Source organism: Martinezella sp. CNPSo 3959 (assembly GCF_057784355.1).
The window spans coordinates 243,160-263,875 of record NZ_JBXSOV010000002.1; the positions used below are offsets into that span (position 1 = coordinate 243,160).

Annotated in this window: 19 protein-coding genes; 14 read left to right on the top strand and 5 right to left on the bottom strand. The window is 59.5% G+C overall.

The features are described 5' to 3' along the window. The first annotated feature begins 253 nt into the window (after positions 1–253). Entirely contained in the window at positions 254–1,321 is a 1,068-nt protein-coding gene (locus AC13RE_RS09140; RefSeq protein WP_132716197.1) for a porin, read from the top strand. A gap of 121 nt (positions 1,322–1,442) precedes the next feature. On the opposite strand, the gene AC13RE_RS09145 is transcribed toward AC13RE_RS09140, so the two are convergent. Together AC13RE_RS09145 and AC13RE_RS09150 are read right to left on the bottom strand one after the other, a co-directional pair. Continuing rightward, positions 1,443–2,336 (bottom strand): alpha/beta fold hydrolase, encoded by an 894-nt coding sequence (locus tag AC13RE_RS09145; protein ID WP_488562713.1) that lies wholly within the window; start codon positions 2,334–2,336, stop codon positions 1,443–1,445. Positions 2,337–2,412: 76 nt separating this feature from the next. Beyond that, on the bottom strand, positions 2,413–4,464 hold the full coding sequence (locus AC13RE_RS09150) for a lytic transglycosylase domain-containing protein (RefSeq protein ID WP_488562714.1): 2,052 nt from the start codon (positions 4,462–4,464) through the stop codon (positions 2,413–2,415). A gap of 216 nt (positions 4,465–4,680) precedes the next feature. On the opposite strand from AC13RE_RS09150, the gene dapA reads away from it, so the two are divergent. Together dapA and smpB are read left to right on the top strand one after the other, a co-directional pair. Next, positions 4,681–5,565 carry a 4-hydroxy-tetrahydrodipicolinate synthase gene (gene dapA / locus AC13RE_RS09155; protein WP_015339290.1) on the top strand — a complete coding sequence of 295 codons (885 nt, stop codon included), beginning with the start codon at positions 4,681–4,683 and terminating at the stop codon, positions 5,563–5,565. A gap of 131 nt (positions 5,566–5,696) precedes the next feature. After that, positions 5,697–6,176, top strand: coding sequence for an SsrA-binding protein SmpB (smpB, locus tag AC13RE_RS09160; RefSeq protein WP_015339291.1), 480 nt, complete (start codon positions 5,697–5,699; stop codon positions 6,174–6,176). A 277-nt stretch (positions 6,177–6,453) separates the two neighbouring features. Here the strand turns inward: smpB and AC13RE_RS09165 are convergent, their stop codons facing one another. Beyond that, a complete protein-coding gene (locus tag AC13RE_RS09165; RefSeq protein ID WP_015339292.1) occupies positions 6,454–7,038 on the bottom strand; it encodes a LabA-like NYN domain-containing protein in 585 nt (194 codons plus the stop codon). Positions 7,039–7,349: 311 nt separating this feature from the next. Between AC13RE_RS09165 and rpoZ the strand changes: the two genes are divergently transcribed. From rpoZ to recO, 11 genes are all read left to right on the top strand, one after another. Next, the gene (gene rpoZ, locus AC13RE_RS09170) at positions 7,350–7,748 is read left to right on the top strand and encodes a DNA-directed RNA polymerase subunit omega (protein WP_015339293.1); all 399 of its coding nucleotides are present in this window, start codon (positions 7,350–7,352) and stop codon (positions 7,746–7,748) included. A 100-nt stretch (positions 7,749–7,848) separates the two neighbouring features. Continuing rightward, the gene (locus AC13RE_RS09175) at positions 7,849–10,080 is read left to right on the top strand and encodes a RelA/SpoT family protein (RefSeq protein WP_488562715.1); all 2,232 of its coding nucleotides are present in this window, start codon (positions 7,849–7,851) and stop codon (positions 10,078–10,080) included. Positions 10,081–10,261: 181 nt separating this feature from the next. Next, positions 10,262–10,411, top strand: coding sequence for a DUF3563 family protein (locus tag AC13RE_RS09180; RefSeq protein WP_015339295.1), 150 nt, complete (start codon positions 10,262–10,264; stop codon positions 10,409–10,411). Between the two features lie 222 nt (positions 10,412–10,633). Then, positions 10,634–11,221 (top strand): DUF2062 domain-containing protein, encoded by a 588-nt coding sequence (locus AC13RE_RS09185; protein WP_488562716.1) that lies wholly within the window; start codon positions 10,634–10,636, stop codon positions 11,219–11,221. A 40-nt stretch (positions 11,222–11,261) separates the two neighbouring features. Then, positions 11,262–11,666: a holo-ACP synthase gene (acpS, locus tag AC13RE_RS09190; RefSeq protein WP_488562717.1), complete on the top strand. Its 405-nt coding sequence runs from the start codon at positions 11,262–11,264 to the stop codon at positions 11,664–11,666. A 114-nt stretch (positions 11,667–11,780) separates the two neighbouring features. Next, on the top strand, positions 11,781–12,527 hold the full coding sequence (gene lepB, locus AC13RE_RS09195; protein WP_015339298.1) for a signal peptidase I: 747 nt from the start codon (positions 11,781–11,783) through the stop codon (positions 12,525–12,527). Further along, positions 12,524–13,243 (top strand): ribonuclease III, encoded by a 720-nt coding sequence (rnc, locus tag AC13RE_RS09200; RefSeq protein WP_488562718.1) that lies wholly within the window; start codon positions 12,524–12,526, stop codon positions 13,241–13,243. Before lepB ends, rnc begins: the two co-directional genes overlap by 4 nt. Positions 13,244–13,263: 20 nt before the next feature. Then, positions 13,264–14,208 (top strand): GTPase Era, encoded by a 945-nt coding sequence (era, locus tag AC13RE_RS09205; protein WP_488562719.1) that lies wholly within the window; start codon positions 13,264–13,266, stop codon positions 14,206–14,208. Between the two features lie 83 nt (positions 14,209–14,291). Next, positions 14,292–15,047 (top strand): Crp/Fnr family transcriptional regulator, encoded by a 756-nt coding sequence (locus AC13RE_RS09210; RefSeq protein ID WP_488483501.1) that lies wholly within the window; start codon positions 14,292–14,294, stop codon positions 15,045–15,047. Between the two features lie 218 nt (positions 15,048–15,265). Next, on the top strand, positions 15,266–15,748 hold the full coding sequence (locus AC13RE_RS09215) for a response regulator (RefSeq protein WP_488562720.1): 483 nt from the start codon (positions 15,266–15,268) through the stop codon (positions 15,746–15,748). 58 nt (positions 15,749–15,806) lie between these two features. Further along, a complete protein-coding gene (gene recO / locus AC13RE_RS09220) occupies positions 15,807–16,574 on the top strand; it encodes a DNA repair protein RecO (protein ID WP_488562721.1) in 768 nt (255 codons plus the stop codon). A 73-nt stretch (positions 16,575–16,647) separates the two neighbouring features. On the opposite strand, the gene AC13RE_RS09225 is transcribed toward recO, so the two are convergent. Both AC13RE_RS09225 and AC13RE_RS09230 read right to left on the bottom strand, forming a co-directional pair. Next, positions 16,648–17,328 (bottom strand): peroxiredoxin-like family protein, encoded by a 681-nt coding sequence (locus AC13RE_RS09225; RefSeq protein WP_132716207.1) that lies wholly within the window; start codon positions 17,326–17,328, stop codon positions 16,648–16,650. 73 nt (positions 17,329–17,401) lie between these two features. Then, positions 17,402–20,647, bottom strand: a complete 3,246-nt coding sequence (locus AC13RE_RS09230) for an adenylate/guanylate cyclase domain-containing protein (RefSeq protein ID WP_488562878.1) — start codon at positions 20,645–20,647, stop codon at positions 17,402–17,404. Between the last annotated feature and the right edge of the window lie 69 nt (positions 20,648–20,716).

A 20,716-nucleotide genomic window follows, 5' to 3' on the forward strand; every position in this document is an offset into this window, starting at 1 on the left:
CTTCGGAAGTATGACAGATTTGCGACGTGATTTTTGTGCAACGCACTCTTTTGAAACAGCTGTCACAATTGCTCATAGTTTGTCTCTGATATTGCTCTGAAAAAAACGATCTGTAGGTTCCAAATCGGAAGCAAGACTTAGCGTCTTGGTTCTCCCGGATCAGGGGTCAACTTTTAAAGCTAGGTGGGGTAGGGCGCGTCGTTTTTTGCGATGTGATTTCTCATACCTAATTGATATTGAAACTGGAGTTACTATGAACATCAAGAGCCTTCTTCTCGGCTCCGCTGCTGCGCTGGCAGCAGTATCCGGTGCTCACGCGGCTGACGCGATCGTCGCTGCCGAGCCCGAGCCGCTGGAATACGTTCGCATCTGCGACGCATACGGTGCTGGTTACTTCTTCATCCCGGGCACCGAAACCTGCCTCAAGATCGGCGGCCGCGTTCGTACCGAAGGCGGCTGGTACAACGCCTACAAGGCTGGCCAGGACGCTGGTGGCCGCGGCACCTATTGGCATACCCGCGCTGAACTCTCTCTCGACACCGCGACCGACACCGAATACGGCCCGCTGAAGACCAATACCGTTGTTCGTTGGGACTGGAATGACGGCAACGCGACCACGACCAAGTTGCTTTGGGCCAACATCAGCCTCGGCGGTTTCCTCGTCGGTAAGGCTGATTCGGTCTACTCGACCTTCACCGGTTACGCCGGCGACGTCATCAACGACGACGTGATCGAATACGGCATCAACAACACCGACGAACTGAACCAGATCACCTACAAGTACGACGCCGGCAACGGCTTCACGGCTGTGATCTCGGTTGAAGATAGCAACTCGGGCGCTGGCGCCAAGGGTGCAAACGGCGAAGACAGCACGAACCACTACCTGCCTGACGTTGTCGCTGGTGTTGGCTACAAGGCCGGCGCCTGGCAGTTCCGCGTCGTCGGCGGCTACGACTCGATCGTCGAAGAAGGCGCTGTCAAGGCTCGCGTCGATGCCGACTTTGGCGTTCTCACCGCTTTCGTTATGGGCGGCTGGAACACCGATGGCGACAAGCTCAACAAGTATGCCGGTGCTGGCGGTGCTGGCCTCGGCTGGGGTGACTGGGCTGTCTGGGGCGGCGTTGGCGTTCCGATCAACGACAAGCTGAAGTGGAACCTGCAGCTTTCCTACGACGATCTGAAGACTTTCGCTGCAACGACGAACGTCAAGTTCAACCCCGTCAAGGACCTGCTGATCGAGCCGGAAGTGACCTACGTCAACTATGACGCCGTCAACAAGGACACCTGGGCTGGTATCCTGCGCTTCCAGCGCACCTTCTAATTCGGTCGCCGAATCGAATTTGACAGATCTTCCGATCAGACCTCCGATCGGAAGAGGGAAGGCCCGGTTTCCCACCGGGCCTTCTTGTTTCATGAGGACTGAACGATTTCAGGCTTTGTCCTCAAAGCCGCGAGATGAAAGCGCCGATTGCCTCTGGAATGTCGCTGAAATGCAGGATGGGAGCGTGTCCTTGTCCGTCGGCGATCTTAACGACGATGCCTGGATGCCGTTTTGCCATTTCATTGGTCGTGGATTGCGTCAGCAGCTTCGAGTTCTCACCGCGAATCACCATCAGCGGAATATGCTGAAATCCTTGGAACTGCGCCCATAAGTCGGGAATCGGCGCGTCCAGATCGAGTACCTGCATCTGGAGCGCGATGGCAGGATCGTAGTCAGCGACAGGTTTCTCGTCGACAACCGTGTAGATCGCTCGGGCCATGTCCCACCAGTCCTCTTCGGCAAGCGCGGTAAAGGCATTCCCATGGTTTTCGCGCAGGATTTCGACCGCCTCGCTCCAGTTGGCGGGCCTCTTGTCACGATTTAGATAATCGCGGATATCCGCCAGCCCATTCCTCTCCAGGAGGGGGCCAATATCGTTGAGAATGACCGCTTTCAGGATGTCCGGCCGACTGGCCGCGATCATATGCAGAACCAGCCCACCGCGTGAGGTGCCGATGAAGATGGCTTGCGAGATATCGAGAGCGGCGCAAACGGTCAGGACGTCCTGCGCTTCGACGGCGAGATTGTAGTGGGACTTGTCGGGATCTCGTTCGGATAGGCCGCGTCCGCGGGCGTCGAGTGTAATCACCCTGTGTGGGCCTAAGGAATCCTGCGATAGAAGCAGCGCCAACTGGTGAAAATCGCGCGAGTTGCGTGTGAGCCCCGGCAGGCAGAAGACAGACGGCCGGTTGTGCGCCGTCGCTTCGCTGCAGGCATAATCCCGCACATAAAGCTTCAAACCGTCCCCGGCCGCGATCGTTCTGGCAAGGAAGCCGCTTTCATCGTCGCTGCGCATGTATCACTCCCTCAAGTTTCGGATATTGCGAGGGATGTAACGGCATTTCCGCAGCACGCACAACTGGGGTTACCGGCTAGCCGCGACCGCTTATCAGATCGTGTACGATGTCGGCTTTCTGCCCCAGTCGCGCCTTGTACATCTGATAGTTTTCCATCACGCGCTGCACGTAGTTGCGGGTCTCCGGGAAGGGGATGCGCTCGATCCAGTCGATCACGTCGTCGAGCGACTTGCCGCGCGGATCGCCATAGCGGCTGATCCATTCCGGCACCTTGTTCGGCCCTGCATTGTAGGCGATGAAGGTCAGGATGTAAGATCCGCCGAAGGTGTCGATCTGCTCGCCGAGATAATGGGCGCCGAGCGTGGCGTTATAGCCGGCATCCTGCGTCAGCTTGTCGGCGGAATAGGTTATGCCGTGCCGGCCGGCAACGGCCTTTGCCGTCTTCGGCAGCAACTGCAGCAGGCCGCGGGCATTGGCAGAGGAAACGGCGGCCGGATTAAAGGCGCTTTCCTGCCGGGCGATGGCATAGGCGAGTGCCTTGCCCGAGCCCGAAATATTGGCGTTGTCCGGAATGACGCCGATCGGGAAGGCGAGGGCTGCAACGTCGATGCCGCGCCCATAGGCGATCTTGCCGATCTGCAGCGAAAGCTGGTGATTGCCGGAACGCTCGGCGCGGGCGGTCAGCATGGCGACTTCGCCGGGGCTATCCAGCTGTTTGGCGAGAGCGCGATAGAGCGCGTCGGCACGCCATCCGTGCCCGGCCGCCTCAAGCCGCGAAATCGCCTGCACCGCCTCGCGTGTCTGGAAGCGCTGGCGATCCGTAGCGGAGGGCGAGGGATAGGTGACATCAAGGGTACGGCGGCCAAGTTTCTCAGCGGCAAGTTGGCCGTAGAAAGTGCTCGGATAGGAGGCGGCCTTCGCATAGAAATCGGCAGCCTTGCCCGGTCCGCCTACCTCTGCTGCCCGGCCGAGCCAATACCAGCCGCGCGATTGCGAGATCGGTCCGTTCGAGACCTGCAGTATCTTGCGGAAATGGGCTGATGCGTTTGCGCCGTCCTGCAAGCCGCGCAGAGCGTACCAGCCGGCGTGGAATTCGGCCTCGCCGATATCCTGCGGGCTTTCTGCAACGCTGGCGTCGACGATGCGATAGGCAGCCTTGAATTCACCCTGATCCACCAGTCCGCGGCTGACGATGCGCTGCTCGGCCCACCATGCGCCGGGGCTGACAAGCACGCTGCGGTCTTTGGGCATCTGCGCCAGAAGATTGGCGGCATCGTCATATTTGTTCTGGCGGCGCAGGTTCTCGATCCGCATGAAGAGGTAGGCGGGATCCGTGCGCAATTGCGCATCTACGCCTGCAATCAGCGCATCGGCTTTCGGCGAGCGGTCATTGACGGCCGCCCACGCCTTGTAGAGTGATTGCGCCCTGCCGAGATCGCCGAAGCGTTTGGCCTGTGCCGTCCGGTCGCGGTAAAGCAGATAGTCCATGCGGGCCTTGTGATCGGCGGGCGAAAGCAGGCTGGGGAATTCCGCGAGGATCTTGTCTTCGAGAGACTTGTCCAATGGCTCATCGCGCCAGATCTTGCGGATCAGTTTTCCGGCCTGCGCCGACACGCCGCGCGCCATAAGAGCACGCGAGAGGATGATGCTGCCCTCCACGGTCTCCGGCTGCGAGTTGCCGAAGGCGGCCAGGACCTGATCCGTCGCCGGATTTTCCGTGTAAAGCGCCCGCTCGGAATTGGCGCGCAGGTTGCCAAGCCCCGGCCAGCCGACAAGCTCGCGAGCGGCGGCGGCAATCTCGCCGGAGGGGATGCCCGGCTGGCCTGAAGTGGCGATTGCCCAGGTCAGGATATGGCGGTCGAGCGTGCCTTCGCTCATGCCATTGCGAATAGCGAGCGCCTGCATCGGGTTCTTATTGGAAAGCGCGTCGAGTCCTGCCTTCAGGTCGCCGTTGACGGGGGCGATGGCGCCGCTGCGCGGGATCGCGGCCGTGCTCATGGGATCCGGCGCCATCGCGACATAGGCATTGGCGCTCGTCGGTATCTGCTGGCCGGGAAATTGCGAGGCAACGGCGCCCCGGGCGACCGCCAAGCCCACGGCGGTCCAGATCATGACAGGTCTCTTCATCCGGCTACTCACAAAACAAAAGGCCCCTTCCATTTGCCAAATGCAATATTAACGAAACCTTACCGGTGGTCCGAATTTCAATCAATTATGATATCGGAAACTGCCCTTTACCATTCAAAGCGTGCTTGTCGCCGTCAAGCGTGCGCTTTATGGTGCGCGGATTCATAACCATGGATTGCGGCTGAAGCATGAATGCCGCGCCGCTAGGAGACTTGCATGTTCCAGGGATCCATTCCCGCTCTCGTTACGCCCTTTACTGACGCCGGCAAGGTGGATGAGGCTTCTTTCGCCTCGCATGTCGACTGGCAGATAAAAGAGGGCAGCAAGGGACTGGTGCCCGTGGGTACGACGGGTGAATCGCCGACCCTGTCGCATGACGAGCACAAGCGCGTCGTCGAGCTCTGCATCGAGATCGCCAATAAGCGGGTCCCTGTCATGGCGGGCGCGGGTTCGAACAATACCCGCGAGGCGATCGAGCTGGCGCAGCATGCCGAAAAGGTTGGCGCCAATGCGGTTCTTGTCGTCACGCCCTACTACAACAAGCCGACCCAGAAGGGGCTTTACGCGCATTTCGCCGCGATCGCGGAGGCGGTGAAGCTGCCGATCTATATCTATAACATTCCCGGCCGTTCGGTTGTCGACATGACGCCGGAGACGATGGGCGCGCTTGCCAAGTCCTATTCCAATATCGTCGGTGTCAAGGATGCGACCGGCAAGATCGAGCGCGTCTCCGAACAGCGTATCAGCTGCGGCCGCGATTTCCGCCAGCTTTCCGGCGAGGATGCCACGGCGCTCGGCTTCAACGCCCATGGTGGCGTCGGCTGCATCTCGGTCACGGCCAACGTCGCACCGCGTCTTTGCGCCGAATTCCAGGCGGCGACGCTCGCCGGTGACTATGCCAAGGCTCTGGACTATCAGGATCGATTGATGCCGCTGCACAAGGCTATCTTCCTCGAGCCTGGCCTTTGCGGTGCCAAATACGGTCTCTCCCGGCTTGGCCGCATGAGCCGCAATGTGCGCTCACCGCTGCTGTCGACCCTGGAGCCAGGCACGGAGGCTGCGATCGATGCGGCCCTGCGCCACGCCGGCCTCTTGAACTGACGCTATTCGAGGCCATTGCCAAACTCTGCCGGACCGCTCTCTTCACAAGGAGGGCGGTCTCGCTTATTTAGGGACTAGGATGTGGCGCACCTCTGTTGCTGCCGGAACGACGCAGGAAAAGAAGAAGAATCATGGCACCCAAAGGCAGCCAGCGCGTGGTGAACAAGGTCGTGGCGGAAAACCGCAAGGCCCGCTTCAACTACGAGATCATCGATACCTATGAGGCTGGTCTCGTGCTGATGGGCACCGAGGTCAAGTCGCTGCGTGAAGGCAAGGCCAATATCGCCGAATCCTACGCTTCGGACGAAGGCGACGAAATCTGGCTGATCAACTCGTATCTGCCGGAATACCTGCAGGCGAACCGCTTCAATCACGAGCCGCGCCGTCGCCGCAAGCTGCTGCTTTCCAGCCGCGAAATTGGCCGGCTGCGTTCGGCGATCAACCGTGAAGGCATGACCTTGGTGCCGTTGAAAATCTATTTCAACGACCGGGGCCGCGCCAAGCTGGAATTGGCTCTCGCCAAGGGCAAGAAGCTGCATGACAAGCGCGAATCCGAGAAGGAACGCGATTGGAACAGGCAGAAGAGCCGCCTGCTCAAGGACAATGGGTGAGGGTGAGAAGCGATCGGGCAAAGCCCGAGCAATCGATCCAGTGAATCGATTGCAGCGACGAACGCCCTGAGCCCTAGCGAAGGGCAGGCTGCCGCGGCAAATGCAAATGCTTCCACCGCGCGCAAATATCCCTGGGCAAGGCAGCTACGCATGAATCGATTGCAGCGACGAGCGCCCCTTCAGCAGGCTCAGGATGCCCTAGCGAAGGGCCGGCTGTCGCGGCAAACGCGAAACGCTTTCTGCCGCGTGCAGCGAACCCGTCTAATGCAGTCCCTAATTACTCCTCGGATTCCGCAGCGGTGTGACCTCCCTCGGGAGCGCGTGCAGGCCGTTCCGAGGCTTCGCGGCCGATCTCGGCCTTCAGCGAGACAAGGTCGATGAAATGGTCGGCCTGGCGGCGCAGATCGTCGGCGATCATCGGCGGCTGGGTCGACATGGTCGAGATCACCGAAACCTTGCGTCCGCGGCGCTGAAGGGCTTCCACGAGGGTCGTGAAGTCGCCGTCGCCGGAAAAGATCACCAGATGGTCGACGGTCTCGGATTGCTCCATGGCGTCGATCGCCAGCTCGATGTCCATGTTGCCCTTGATCTTGCGGCGTCCCATGGAATCCGTGAATTCCTTGGCCGGCTTGGTGACGACCTTGTAGCCGTTATAGTCGAGCCAATCGATCAGCGGGCGGATGGAGGAATATTCCTGATCTTCGATGAGAGCGGTGTAATAATAGGCCCGCAGCAGATAGCCGCGTTTCTGAAATGCCTTCAGCAGCTTGCGGTAATCGATATCGAAGCCGAGGCTCTTGGACGCAGCGTAGAGATTGGCGCCATCTATAAAGAGTGCAATTTTTTCGCGTGGGTCAAACATTGCTTACTTATCCACTGTTATAAAAACGTAATCACTTCATTCAAACGCTAGCTAAAACAATGCCTTGTAAGGCGTTGCAGAATAATTCGTATTACTTTATGAATTATTCATATAACCGAGATTTAGGGCACGCAATGGGATATTCCAAGCAACTTCCGGTGGAAATCGCCGTTTGTCTAGGGGAATTTTAGCACTTTCCCGGGGGCTGCAAAGGCGCTGAAACAGGAAAAACTTGAATTTGCCATCGTTTGCTTGTATCGGCGTGCTACTCCGAGACATGATGACGACATCACGACCGCAAAGGACAGGCAATGGCCCGTGTCACAGTAGAAGATTGCATTGATAAAGTAGAGAACCGGTTCGAGCTCGTGCTGCTCGCCAGCCATCGCGCCCGTCTGATTTCGCAGGGCTCGTCGATCACCATCGACCGCGATAACGACAAGAACCCGGTCGTCGCGCTGCGCGAAATCGCCGACGAGACCCTGTCGCCTGATGATCTCAAGGAAGACCTGATCCATTCGCTGCAGAAGCATGTCGAAGTCGATGAGCCTGAGCCCGATCCGGCAAGCCTCCTGGCAGCAGGTGCTTCTACCACCAGCGAAGAGGAAGAAGACGCTCCTGAAGCCGTTACTTTCGACCAGATGTCGGAAGAAGAACTTCTGGCCGGCATCGAAGGTCTGGTTCCGCCGGAAAAAAGCGACGATTACTGATCGTCGATCTTGATGCTCCGGGCAGGAGCGATATGATGGCAAGATGCGTGCGCCGGTCAGATGACTGGCGCGCTTTTGTTTTTGCGGGAGTAGCTTCGGAATGATGCGGCAATACGAGCTTGTTGAGCGCGTGCAGAAATACAAGCCCGATGCCAACGAAGCTCTTCTCAACAAAGCCTATGTTTATGCGATGCAGAAGCATGGCCAGCAGAAACGTGCCAGCGGCGATCCCTATATTTCCCATCCTCTCGAAGTTGCTGCGATCCTGACGGATATGCGTCTGGATGAATCGACCATCGCAGTCGCGCTTCTCCACGATACGATCGAGGATACGACGGCGACGCGCGCCGAAATCGACGAGATGTTCGGCGAGGATATCGGTCGCCTGGTCGAGGGCCTGACGAAGATCAAGAAGCTGGATCTCGTCACCAAGAAGGCCAAGCAGGCCGAAAACCTTCGCAAGCTGCTGCTTGCCATTTCCGACGACGTACGCGTGCTTTTGGTCAAGCTTGCCGACCGCCTGCACAATATGCGCACGCTCGATCACATGTCGCCGGAAAAGCGCGCGCGCATTTCCGAGGAGACGATGGAAATCTATGCGCCGCTCGCCGGCCGCATGGGTATGCAGGACATGCGCGAGGAGCTGGAGGAGCTCTCCTTCCGCCATATTAATCCGGAAGCGCATGAGACCGTCACCAAGCGCCTGGAGGAGCTGTCGCGCCGTAATGAAGGGCTCGTCAAGAAGATCGAGACCGAACTGCGCGATCTGCTTGTTGCCAACGGTCTTGCCAACGCCATGGTCAAGGGCCGGCTGAAGAAGCCCTATTCGGTCTTCCGCAAGATGCAGTCGAAGTCGCTCTCTTTCGAGCAGCTTTCCGATATCTACGGCTTCCGTCTTCTCGTCGACGATATTCCGTCCTGCTATCGGGCGCTCGGCATCGTCCACACCCGCTGGCGCGTCGTTCCCGGCCGCTTCAAGGATTATATCTCGACGCCGAAGCAGAACGACTACCGCTCGCTGCACACGACGATTGTCGGCCCTTCCAGTCAGCGCATCGAGCTGCAGATCCGCACGAAGCGCATGCATGAGATCGCCGAATTCGGCATCGCCGCCCACACGCTCTACAAGGACGGCACGAATAGCAACGGCAATGGTGCGGATGGTGAGCTCCTGTCGCGGGAAAGCAACGCCTATTCCTGGCTGCGCCATACGATCGAGGCTTTGGCCGAGGGCGACAGCCCGGAAGAGTTCCTCGAGCACACGAAGCTCGAACTGTTCCAGGATCAGGTCTTCTGCTTCACGCCCAAGGGCAAGCTGATTGCCCTGCCGCGCGGCGCGACGCCGATCGACTTTGCCTATGCCGTCCATACCAATATCGGCGACACCACCGTCGGCGCCAAGATCAATGGCCGTATCATGCCGCTCGTTACGCGGCTGAACAACGGCGATGAAGTCGAGATCATCCGCTCGGGCGTGCAGGTGCCGCCGGCCGCCTGGGAAGAAATCGTGGTCACCGGCAAGGCGCGCGCCGCCATTCGCCGCGCAACCCGTCTTGCCATCCGCAAGCAATATGCCGGCCTCGGCCACCGCATTCTGGAGCGCACCTTCGAGCGCGCCGGCAAGGTCTTCTCGCGCGATGCCCTGAAGCCTGCCCTGCATCGCCTCGGCCAGAAGGATGTCGAGGATGCGATCGCCGCTGTCGGGCGAGGGGAGATGTCGTCGCTCGATGTCTTGCGCGCTGTCTATCCCGATCATCAGGATGAGCGTGTGACTGTGAAGCCTGCCGGCGACGAAGGTTGGTTCAACGTTCGCAGCGCCTCGGGCATGATCTTCAAGATCCCCGGCAAGAACAAGGCCGAGGTTTCCGACGGCGCCGATCTCGATGCGCCGCCGATCCGCGGTATCTCCTCGAATGTCGAGGTGCTTTTTGCGCCGACCGGCGCCGTCCCAGGCGACCGTATCGTCGGCATCATGGAAAAAGGTAAGGGCATTACCATATATCCCATCCAGTCGCCGGTCCTGCAGCGGTTTGACGACGAGCCCGAGCGCTGGATCGATGTGCGCTGGGATCTGGACGAAGCCAACAAGTCCCGCTTTGCCGCCCGCATCCTGATCAATGCTCTCAACGAGCCGGGCACGCTTGCAAAGGTGGCGCAGACCGTAGCGGACGTCGACGTCAACATTCGCGTGCTCAATACCGTTCGGGTTGCGGCCGATTTCACCGAAATGGCCCTCGACGTCGAAGTCTGGGATTTGCGCCAGCTCAACCAGCTTCTGGTGCAGCTCAAGGAACTCGATTGCATTGCGACGGTAAAGCGCCTCTACGAGTGATGTCGGCCGATCTCAAAGCAGCCTGCATATTTTGTGATCATTTTATGACCAAATTCGAGCGCATTTCCGGATAGGTATGCGCTATGCGCATGGCTGCGTATATTTCAAAGCGGTGGTAATTAGCCTTTGTCGCGCCTATCTTCTGGTCATCGAAGAAACGAAACTGAAATGAGAGAAGACAATGTTTAGCCCGATCAAGAAAATCGCCCGTGCTCTGCGTGTTCCGAGTGTTGAAGAACGCGAAATGGCTTACCTGAATGGTTCGCATGACCGTTTTGACCTTGAGTATCGTCAGCGTCAGGTCGACCGCGGTCTGTTCCGCACGCGTTAACAGCCATTAATACTTGAAAGACCAGGAGGGGCGCGTCGTTGTTGCGCCCTTGGAGCATCCCGATCTTGCGGGATTGCTGCCCGCCGCTGAAGGGGAACGTCCATTTTCTGCTTCAATAGCAGCTGATGTTGCAAAAAAGAGCCGTACTTTCGGTTCTTAATCGGTGCATGATACGCTTGGCCGCTCTTGTCACGACGGCCCCCATTGCACTAGATAAGCCGCATGCTGTTTCGCCGCCGAAAACCACTGACATTCAAGGAAAAACTGCGGGAGCACCTTTGGCCCCGCAAGGGTTTTGTCCGCTCGTTCCAATATTTCGGCAAGCGCCTCGTTCGCCTTGCCGCATCGCCGCATTCGGTCGCGGCCGGTTTTGCCGCGGGTATTGTCGTGTCCTGGACGCCGTTCATCGGTGTGCATTTCGTCATGGCGATCATCATCGCATATCTGATCCGCGGCAATGTCATCGCTTCGGCGTTGGGCTGTCTGGCCGCCGGTAATCCGATTACCTACCCCTTCATCTGGGCCCTGACTTGGGAGATCGGCCATCTGATCCTGTCACGCGATAGCGGCGGCCAGGGCGGCAGCATCGACCTGCCCGCGCTTTGGCATAAGGGCGATCTCTCGCAAATCTGGGACCCGGTGTTGAAGCCGATGCTGATCGGCGGCATTCCGCCTGCCATCGTGACGGGCGTGATCGTCTACGCGCTGACTTATTATGGTGTGAAGACCTTCAAGACCCGCCGCAGGGAGCGCCTGATGGAGCGCGCCCGCGAGCGGCTGGCGATTGCCGAGAACGCATCGAGCGTCTGACCCAGACTGACCTTGTCCGGGCCGCCAGGAGGGCCTTCCCATGATTATCGGCATAGGCAGCGACCTTATCGACATCCGCCGGGTTGAGAAGACGATCGAACGTTTCGGCGCCCGGTTCACGGAGCGCTGCTTTACCGATATTGAGCGCGCCAAGTCCGAGCGTCGCAAGAACAAGGCGGCCTCCTATGCCAAGCGTTTTGCTGCCAAGGAAGCCTGCTCTAAGGCTTTGGGCACAGGATTGGCGCAGGGCGTCTTCTGGCGCGACATGGGTGTCGTCAATCTGCCAAGTGGAAAGCCGACCATGCAATTGACCGGCGGTGCCGCAGAAAGGCTGGTTTCCATGCTGCCAGCAAATCACCGCGCTGCCATTCATTTGACGATAACGGATGATTTTCCTCTTGCTCAGGCCTTTGTGATTATCGAAGCGCTGCCGATGGATGCCTGAATCACGGCTGTATGTCGCTTTTGGCATCCGCGCCATTGCCGCGATGATATGAAGCGAGTAGACAGTGCCTGAATATAAGTGCGCCGGTGGGGTGCGAAAAAGGAAAAAGACTGCGTGTCCGAGAAAGCCGTAAAACAGCAGAACGCCCTGTGGGAGAACATTAAGGTCATCGTTCAGGCGCTCGTCCTGGCCATGATCATCCGCACGGTTCTCTTTCAGCCATTCACCATTCCGTCCGGCTCGATGATGCCGACGCTTCTTGTCGGGGACTATATCTTCGTCAACAAGTTCGCCTACGGCTACTCCAAGTACTCGCTGCCGTTCTCGCCCGATCTGTTCAGCGGCCGCATTTTGGGCAGCGAGCCGAAGCGTGGCGATGTCGTGGTCTTCCGCTTCCCGCCGAATCCGGATGTCGACTACATCAAGCGCGTGATCGGCCTGCCGGGCGACCGCATCCAGGTCAAGAACGACATTCTCTATATCAACGGCCAGGCCGTTCCGCGCGAGCCGCATGGCACTTTCTCGTCCGACTATAGCCAGGAGCCGGGTGACCATATCGCCGTCTACAGCGAACGTTTGCCGGATACAGGTAAAGTCTTCGACACGCTGGATCTTTCGCCGAATTCGCGTGGCGACAACACCCAGGAATATGTCGTTCCGCCGGCCCATTACTTCATGATGGGCGACAATCGCGACAATTCCGACGACAGCCGTTTCGATGTCGGCTATGTCCCAGCTGAGAACCTGATCGGCCGTGCCAGCGTCATTTTCTTCTCGCTGGGTCACGACACCTCGTTCCGTGAAATCTGGAAATGGCCGACCAATATGCGTTGGGACCGTATTTTCAAGGTTGTCGAATGACGAAGGCACTGACGCTCTCCCAGGCGGATCGTGCCAGGCTTGAGGTCGTTATCGGCCACGAATTCGCCGAAAAGGAGCGTCTCGACCGCGCGCTGACCCATGCCAGCGCGCGTACGCACAAGACGGGCAACTACGAGCGGCTGGAATTTCTCGGTGACCGTGTTCTCGGCCTCTGTATCGCGGAATTGCTTTTCAAGACCTTCGGTGCGGCGACGGAAGGCGAGCTGTCTGTTCGCCTCAACCAGCTCGTGAGTGCAGAGACCTGCGCCGAGGTTGCCGATGAAATGGAGCTGCATCTCTATATCCGCACCGGCGCCGACGTGAAGAAGCTGACGGGCAAGCGGATGCTCAACGTGCGCGCCGATGTCGTCGAAAGCCTGATCGCAGCACTCTACCTGGACGGCGGACTTGAAGTCGCCCGCGCCTTCATCCTGCGCTTCTGGGAGCCCCGCGCCATCCGGCCGGAGGGCGCAAGGCGCGACGCCAAGACGGAGCTGCAGGAGTGGGCACATGCAAAATTCGGCGTCACCCCGGTCTACAGGGTTGATGATCGCAGCGGACCGGATCATGATCCGCGCTTTACAGTGACTGTGGAAGTCAAGGGAACGGCGCCTGAAACGGGAATAGAACGCTCTAAGCGTGCGGCCGAACAGATGGCGGCGACACGGATCCTGGAGCGTGAAGGTATTTGGCAGCCTCAGTTGACTGAGAAGTGACTGCCGGGGAATAGTGGAAAATGACCAATCAGCAGGACACGCCCGCCGAAGACGGCGCGGTTGAACATATCGGCCCGACGCATTCGGGCTTCGTTGCCCTTATCGGCCCCACCAATGCCGGTAAGTCGACGCTCGTCAACCGGCTCGTCGGCGCAAAGGTCTCGATCGTCAGCCACAAGGTGCAGACGACGCGCGCCATCGTGCGCGGCATCGCCATTCACAACAACGCGCAGATCGTTTTCATGGACACGCCCGGCATCTTCAAGCCGCGCCGCCGTCTTGATCGCGCCATGGTGACGTCCGCCTGGGGTGGCGCCAAGGACGCCGATCTCATCATGCTGCTGATCGACAGCGAGCGTGGTCTGCGCGGCGATGCCGAGGCCATCCTGGAAGGGCTGAAAGATGTTTCCCAGCCGAAGATCCTCGTCTTGAACAAGATCGACCGCGTTCGCCGTGAGGACCTGCTGGCGCTTGCCGCCGCCGCCAACGAGAAGATCGCCTTCGAGCAGACCTTCATGATCTCGGCGGAAAACGGCTCCGGCTGCGACGACGTCATGGATTATCTGGCGAAGACCTTGCCGGAAGGTCCCTGGTATTATCCGGAAGACCAGATTTCCGACCTGCCGATGCGCCAGCTTGCCGCCGAAATCACCCGCGAAAAGCTGTTTCTGCGTCTGCATCAGGAGCTTCCCTATTCCTCGCATGTCGAAACGGAAAAGTGGGAAGAGCGCAAGGACGGCTCCGTGCGCATCGAACAGGTGATCTATGTCGAGCGCGAAAGCCAGAAGAAGATCGCTCTCGGCAAGGGCGGCGAAGCGATCAAATCGATCTCGACCGCATCACGCAAGGAACTCTCCGCGATCCTGGAGCAGCCCGTGCACCTCTTCCTCTTCGTGAAGGTCCGTGAAAACTGGGGAGACGACCCCGAGCGCTTCCGGGAAATGGGCCTCGACTTCCCGCATTGACGAGAGTTTGCGTTCCTGCAACGCTTAATATTACAGTGGCTTATTGGGCATTCTGTTTGCCGCTGTAACTTGAGGGGTGTTTCATGGCGAAAGCAGCAGCGACGGTGCATGGACGACGCACGCCCTGCCAGCAATGTCCGCTGAGATCACTGCCTCATTTCCGGGAATTCCAGCGCGACGAGCTGAATTTCATCAGCGGCTTCAAGAAGGGGGAGCTTCTTGTCGATGCCGGTGCCACGATCTTCCTCGAAGGCGCGCATAGCGCTCACCTTTTCACCATCCTCTCCGGCTGGGGTTTTAGATACAAGACGCTGGAGGATGGCCGCCGCCAGATCCTGAACTACGTGATGCCCGGCGATCTTATCGGATTGCAGGGGTCGATCATGGGGGAGATGCAGCATTCGACGGAAGCGCTCTCGCCGATATCGCTCTGTGTTTTCGAGCGCACGGAGTTGATGACACTCTATAATTCTCACGCCTCGCTGGCCTATGATCTGACCTGGATCGCATCGCGTGAGGAGCGGATTCTCGATGAGCATCTGCTGAGCATCGGCCGCCGCTCCGCGATGGAGCGTGCCGCTTATCTCATTGCGTATCTGCACCAGCGCGCCAGCACTCTGCGCCTTTTCAACGGCAGCAAGGTTATCCCCATTACGCAGCAGCATGTCGCCGATACACTCGGCCTTTCCGTCGTCCATACCAATAAGACTTTGAAAAAGCTGGCGGCCCGAGGGTTGCTCCTTTGGCAGGAGAAGGGCTGCGAAGTTCTGGATGGGAAGGGGCTCGCAGAACTTGCGGGCTGGGACGGTCTTGATTCGGGCAAGCGCCCCTTCATCTAGGCACTGCCTTTTTAGCAAACGCATGTCTTTTTTAAATGCCGGCAATAACTGTATCAGCATAGATTACTGTTATCGTCACTTTTCTACCAGTTTCACCTTTTACTAACCCCGGCGACAAAAGCGATTGGAGCATAATGACGAGCCCATAGTACCGCAGTGCAAAAAGTGCGAAGCGGGTTGGAGGCAAGGTCATGTCACAAGAGACTGAGCCAAGGCGGATGGGGCAAACCATCCATTCAATACGGGCCGATGATTGGCGCCGGAGGGATAGATGCGGGACTTTTTACGGGCTGCGCCAACTGGCGCATACGTGCAGGGATGGCGCTGATATGACGTTTCAGCGCGTGCTTATACTGGAAGATAATCTCATTATTGCAATGGAGACTGAGGAAATCCTTCGTCTTGTAGGTATCCAGCAGATTGAGATTGCTTCGAATCTGGAACAGGCGGTCAACGCAATCCATTCCGAACATTATGATTTTGCGATGCTTGACGTGAATCTTGGAGAGTCGACGAGCTTCGGCTTTGCCAGATTGCTGATGGAACGCGGCATTTCCTTCGGCTTCGTCAGCGGTTATTCCGATACGCTCGATTTTCCGGCCGATCTGCGGCATGTGCCGCTTTTGAACAAGCCCTTCGACGAGCAATCCATGCGTCTCTTTGTCGACGCCCTGGCCGGCGGCTCCTCTCTTGCCATGTGACAGCTGCGGCCGTTTGCCCTAAACTCGAATCGCGGAAATTTTTCGGGGCAGCCGGCCGATGCAATGGCAGGACCATGCGATCATTCTGGGTGTCAAACGTCTCGGCGAGACCAGTGTCGTCGCCGAGGTGATGACGCGTGGCCGCGGCCGCCATATGGGGCTGGTGCGATCCGGCCGCTCGCGCGCCATGCAGCCGGTGCTACAGGCCGGCAATCTCGTCGAGGTCACTTGGCGGGCCAGGCTGCATGAACATCTCGGCGAGTTTCGCATGGAGCCGGTCACGCTCAGGGCCGCGCGGTTGATGGAGACCGCGACCGCCGTCTATGGCGTGCAGGCAATGGCCGCATTGTTGCGGCTCTTGCCGGAGCGTGATCCGCATCCACATCTCTACGATGCGCTCGATGTCATTCTGGAAAACCTGCAGAACCCTGCCGATGCCGGCGAACTCTTCGTGCGCTTCGAACTTGCCGTGCTGAACGATCTCGGCTTCGGCCTCGATTTGACGGAATGCGCAGCAACCGGCGTGCGTGAAGATCTGGCTTTCGTTTCGCCGAAATCCGGGCGTGCCGTTTGCCGGGCAGCCGGCATGCCCTGGGCGGACAAGATGCTGGCATTGCCGCCGTTTTTGACGACCGGAGCCCTGATCGCCGCGGATCGGGAAAGCCTTTCCGCCGCTTTCCGCCTGACCGGCTTCTTCCTGCATCGCCATGTCTACGAACCGCGCGGCATAGAGATCGCCGCGGCGCGCGAGGGCTTCATTCAGGCCGCAATGAAGGCACTGAATACGGTGTCACGGGAACGGTCAACCGTTGCAGCCAAAAGATAGAGCAAGCCGCGCAAAAGTGCGCGGCAAATAGGATCGCGCTCAACGCGTGTTCGGAGCCGAAAGACCGCTCGCTTCAAACCGCCATATTCGACGCCGCCGACATCACCTCCCGCGGGGCGGGAATACCGAACATATGACGACCGGCCTCTTCGACTTCCGTGAAACACCAGCGGATGACGCCATCCCGATCGAGCAGGAATTCGCCGACGAGCTGACCTTCGCCGGTAGCAATCATATGTTTGTCGTCCTGCGTGAATTCGTAGCCATCCGCCTTGTCGAGGAACTCCGTCGCCGCCATCGGATCCATCGGTTCGGGAAGCTCGCCCGGCATCTCGATGCGCATCGATCGCACCGCATTCATTCCGACCTTGCGCGGCCAGTCGGTCTCGTCTTCGGTGAACTGGATATTCGGCAAGCCGAAGGCCCTGTGCGATACCCGTTCAGGATCGGAAGCGGCCAGTAGGTTGGGAAGCGGATGAAACCGGAAGTAGAGCCGGGCGCGTTCGATCGGTGTGTTGACGACGGTCAGGCTATCGATGCCTTTCTCCTGCAGGGCTCCGGTGAGTTCGGACATCGCGGCGATCTGCCGGCGGCAGAAGGGACAATGCAGTCCACGGAATAATCCGACAAGGACCGGCCTCTGGCCGCGAAAATCGTCGATGGCGATCTTGCCCTGGCGAGTGATTGCATCCAGCACGACATTCGGCGCGCGATCTCCAGGCTGCAATGGTCTTTCGGTGTGGTTCTCCTGCATGTTTCGTTCCTCCCTTTATATATTTGAACCGGTTCTCCCAACCAATCGCCTAAGATCGTCACAATGAAGACAGTCAGTCGAGAAACGGCAATACGACGAGTGTGCCTGGATCGAGGTTGTGGCGGATGCACACATCCTGTGCCAGCGTGAAATACCGTTCCGCCTCGTCCATGTCGTCATGCTCGAGGCTCAGTGTCGCCAAGCCATCATAGCACGGAAAAAGCAGCTGCGGCTCATCGATCTCCTTTGCGACCTCAAGGGCTTCTTCGTAAAACCTGCGGGCTAGCTTCGGCTGCCCGTGGCATTGATGAATCTGTCCGAGGACGATCAGCGGTACGGAGAGATGATCGCGCTGATCGAGCGCCCGGTCGATTTCCACTGCCTTCTCCGCCGCCGGCACGCCTTCGGCGGCGCAGCGGTCGGTAAAGGTACAGCAGGAAACGGCGAGGTTGGCGAGAAGGCGAGCCTGGAAGCCGAGATCGCCGATGCGGGTCGCGACCTCAAGCCCGCGTCGGCAGATCTTAATGGCGTGGGCCGGATCCACAATGGTGTAGAGCACGCCGAGGTTGGAATAGGCGCGACAGGCGGCACTTTGCAGATCGGCCTTTTCGGCGACAGCAAGGCTGCGCTCCACTTCCTGCACGGCATCGCGGCGGCGGCCGAGCCGCGCAAGTGCCGCGCCCTTGGTGTTCAGTGCCTCCGCCATCGCCCGCGCCGCCTCTCGTCCGGCCTCGGTCGAACCGTCGATGGGGAGCGTTTCCAGCCGTTGCAGGGCCTGCGTCGCCCATTCGGCGGCCGCGGCCTGGTCGCCCATGCGGAAGGCCATATGGCCGCGCTCCTGCAGGAGATGCGCGTGTTCGACTGGGGCATCGATCGTCGCGATCAAAGCCTCGGCCTCGGCGCAATGCGCTTCCGCCTGATCGCGGCGCCCCGCCTCGTGATGCAGCCGGCCGATTTTTCGCAATATCCTCGCTGCAGCGATCCGATCGTCTCTCTTGCGGTGGATCGCAAGCGCTCGCTGATAATGGTTCAGGGCAGCGTCGCGGAGACCGGCAGGGCCGCAGAGATCGGCAAGACGCTCCAGAAGCGCCAATTGCTCCGACGTCACCTCCGGCTCGTCTGCGAAGGCGGCAAGAGCCTGACGGTAGAGGCGCATTGCATCGTCATTGGCATAGGTCATGCGTGCCAGATCACCCGCCGCCATCAGATAGGTGGCTCCCTTGGCTTTCTCGGTGGTTAGGCTGAAGTGATGGCCGAGCTGCGCCAGATGCTCGGGGCGATCGGGCGCCGAGCCATATTGGCGTTCCAGAACCTGACCGATCCGGTGATGAAGGTCGGTGCGCCGCTGCAACAGGAGATTATGGTAGATGACATCGTGCAGCAGGGACTGGCTGAAACGATAGGTGGGTGAGGCGCCGGCATCCGGCGCGCGCAATTCCTCGACGATATCTGCATCGCAGAGATAGTCCAATGCGGCATCGATGGCAGCCGGGTCGGTGGCGATGCTGCGGAGCAGAGCGGTGTCGAACTTCGGGCCGACCACTGCCGCCTCCTGCGCCAATCGTCTGATCTCCTGTGGCAGACGATCGACACGGGCAAGCAACAGGGCCTGCAGATTGACCGGAATATCGACATCCGTGTCTTCCGCCGCAACTTGCCAGCGCTGACCGTCATTGTGCAGCCTGCCCATGTCGATCAATCCCCGAAGGATCTCCTCGATAAAGAGAGGATTGCCGCCGGCACGATCGAGGATGCGCTGACACATCGCGACCGGCAGCTTGCCATGGCTCTCGCCGAAAAAGGCCGCGAGCAGCTTCCGCCCGTCGGCTGCGACGAGTGGGCCGAGACGTTGCACGGTAACACTGACCCGATTGGAATCCAGCGGATCGATCCGCGATGTCGGCCGATAGATCGCCAGCAGCATGAGCCGGCTGCGCTCCAACCGATCCATCATGAAGCGAAGTACTTCCAGCGAGGCGGCGTCTGCCCAATGCAGATCCTCGATGACAAGCAGCAGCGGACCTTGCGCCAGCCGCCGCTCGAAGACGGTGCGGACCGCATAGAAGATCTGCCGCCGCAACTGTTCAGGCTCGATATGTCGCAACGCTCCGTTGAGATCGCCGAGGCCGAGGACATGCAGGAAAAGCGGCAGAAGCCCGTCGATATCCTCCTGGGTGAGATCGAGCGCGCGGAATCCTATCGCCAGCAATTGCCGTGTCCTGTCGAGATTGTCCCGCTCGCCGATGCCGTAGGCGCTGCGCACCACCGCGGCAAGCGTCCCATAGGATTGTTCGCCGAGAGGCGAGCAGGTCGCCTTGCGGATGGCGAGACCTGGAAAGCGGGCCGTATTGCCGGCAATGGCGATGAACTCGTTGGCCAGCCGCGACTTGCCGATACCCGCTTCGCCGATGAGGCGGACAAGTTGAGCCGCACCACCGCAGGCAAGGTCGAGACAGGTTAAAAGCCGCGACAGCTCCGTATCTCGTCCGATCATCGGTGCCTGGAGGCCGAAACTTTCGAGCCCACGCGCCGTATGCGGCGCTTCCAACGGTCCCGTCAGCCGATGAACAAGCACATTGCCGCTTTTGCCGCGCAAGGCTTGGGCGCCGAGGCTGTCGAAGGCGAAGGCATGGCGGGTGAGGCGATAGGTCAGCGGCCCGACGAGGATATCGTTTTCACCCGCCATGGATTGCAGCCGTTGGGCGGTATTCACCGTGTCGCCGGTCACGGAATAGGATTTGGTACTGACCGCGCCGAAGCCGCCGGTGACGACCGGGCCGCTATTGATGCCGATATGCAGACGCAGCGGCACGCCGGCGCGCGGTTGCCAGCGCTCGCCCACCTGCGTTGCCCGATCGATCATATCGAGCGCTGCGTTCAGTGCCCGCACCGGATCGTCCTCATGGGCGACCGGCGCGCCGAACAGCGCCAGCAGCGCATCGCCGACGAACTTGTCGACGAAGCCGCCATAGGCCTCGACTGCTTGGGTCATCTCTTCGAACAATTCGTTCTGCAGCATCCGCATGACTTCGGGGTCGATCTGCTCGCTCAGCGTCGTAAAGCCGCAAAGATCTGCAAAAAGCACGGTCACCGGCCGCCGGTCGGCATCATCTTCGGATTTTGCCGATGCAGCCTTGATGACCGGCTTGGCCGCGGGTTGCGCCTTGTCGGAAATCGCAGCGCCGCATTTGGGGCAGAAGGCAAAATCGGGCTGGCAAGGGTTGCCACACGCGGCACAGGAGATTGGCTGCTTTGTGCCGCATCGCGGACAGAAAGCAAAGCCGCTTTGAATATCGAAACCGCAGCCGGCGCACTCCATCGGACGCACCTCAACCAAGCCCGCGCACCACGGCTGTTTCAGCCGTAACCGCCGGGTTCAAAATGAGCG

Bases quoted from the DNA above. Each gene is read 5' to 3' on its own strand.
- AC13RE_RS09185 (WP_488562716.1), top strand. From the start codon at position 10,634: ATGCTGTTTCGCCGCCGAAAACCACTGACATTCAAGGAAAAACTGCGG.
- AC13RE_RS09145 (WP_488562713.1), bottom strand. From the start codon at position 2,336: ATGCGCAGCGACGATGAAAGCGGCTTCCTTGCCAGAACGATCGCGGCC.
- AC13RE_RS09165 (WP_015339292.1), bottom strand. From the start codon at position 7,038: ATGTTTGACCCACGCGAAAAAATTGCACTCTTTATAGATGGCGCCAAT.
- AC13RE_RS09215 (WP_488562720.1), top strand. From the start codon at position 15,266: ATGGGGCAAACCATCCATTCAATACGGGCCGATGATTGGCGCCGGAGG.
- acpS (WP_488562717.1), top strand. From the start codon at position 11,262: ATGATTATCGGCATAGGCAGCGACCTTATCGACATCCGCCGGGTTGAG.
- AC13RE_RS09225 (WP_132716207.1), bottom strand. From the start codon at position 17,328: ATGCAGGAGAACCACACCGAAAGACCATTGCAGCCTGGAGATCGCGCG.
- dapA (WP_015339290.1), top strand. From the start codon at position 4,681: ATGTTCCAGGGATCCATTCCCGCTCTCGTTACGCCCTTTACTGACGCC.
- AC13RE_RS09150 (WP_488562714.1), bottom strand. From the start codon at position 4,464: ATGAAGAGACCTGTCATGATCTGGACCGCCGTGGGCTTGGCGGTCGCC.
- AC13RE_RS09175 (WP_488562715.1), top strand. From the start codon at position 7,849: ATGATGCGGCAATACGAGCTTGTTGAGCGCGTGCAGAAATACAAGCCC.
- rnc (WP_488562718.1), top strand. From the start codon at position 12,524: ATGACGAAGGCACTGACGCTCTCCCAGGCGGATCGTGCCAGGCTTGAG.
- AC13RE_RS09230 (WP_488562878.1), bottom strand. From the start codon at position 20,647: ATGGAGTGCGCCGGCTGCGGTTTCGATATTCAAAGCGGCTTTGCTTTC.
- AC13RE_RS09140 (WP_132716197.1), top strand. From the start codon at position 254: ATGAACATCAAGAGCCTTCTTCTCGGCTCCGCTGCTGCGCTGGCAGCA.
- AC13RE_RS09210 (WP_488483501.1), top strand. From the start codon at position 14,292: ATGGCGAAAGCAGCAGCGACGGTGCATGGACGACGCACGCCCTGCCAG.
- rpoZ (WP_015339293.1), top strand. From the start codon at position 7,350: ATGGCCCGTGTCACAGTAGAAGATTGCATTGATAAAGTAGAGAACCGG.
- era (WP_488562719.1), top strand. From the start codon at position 13,264: ATGACCAATCAGCAGGACACGCCCGCCGAAGACGGCGCGGTTGAACAT.
- smpB (WP_015339291.1), top strand. From the start codon at position 5,697: ATGGCACCCAAAGGCAGCCAGCGCGTGGTGAACAAGGTCGTGGCGGAA.
- recO (WP_488562721.1), top strand. From the start codon at position 15,807: ATGCAATGGCAGGACCATGCGATCATTCTGGGTGTCAAACGTCTCGGC.
- AC13RE_RS09180 (WP_015339295.1), top strand. From the start codon at position 10,262: ATGTTTAGCCCGATCAAGAAAATCGCCCGTGCTCTGCGTGTTCCGAGT.